The sequence below is a fragment of the Pelomicrobium sp. G1 genome (assembly GCF_051905455.1).
Classification (GTDB): domain Bacteria; phylum Pseudomonadota; class Gammaproteobacteria; order Burkholderiales; family UBA6910; genus Pelomicrobium.
Window position 1 is genome coordinate 1 of record NZ_JBQACR010000381.1, and the last position, 265, is coordinate 265.

Annotated in this window: 1 protein-coding gene; it reads left to right on the plus strand. The window is 64.5% G+C overall.

Features of this window, described 5'->3' with window-relative positions:
• The coding region (locus ACTFO6_RS18915) for a hypothetical protein (protein WP_439935894.1) at positions 1-207 on the plus strand (207 nt) is incomplete at its 5' end.
• Positions 208-265: the final 58 nt, after the last annotated feature.

The following is a 265-nucleotide window of genomic DNA, read 5'->3' on the forward strand; positions in this document are numbered from 1 at the left end:
ATCCTCACGTTTTCGGAAATGCCCGAGCTGGAGGTGGAGATCGTAGAAAGCAGCGAGCCGCCAGGTGGGGTGGGCGAGCCAGCGGTGCCAGTCGTGGCGCCCGCGGTGGCCAACGCGGTATTCGCCGCCACCGGGATACGGCTGCGGCAGTTGCCATTGCGGCTGCCGGGGGGCGGCCTTTCGCTCCGGGAGGTTTCAACCACATGAAATGTGCATAAACCAAGACCGTTTCCCGGACAGGGGGAAGCCGAGCGATGCTCTGGAT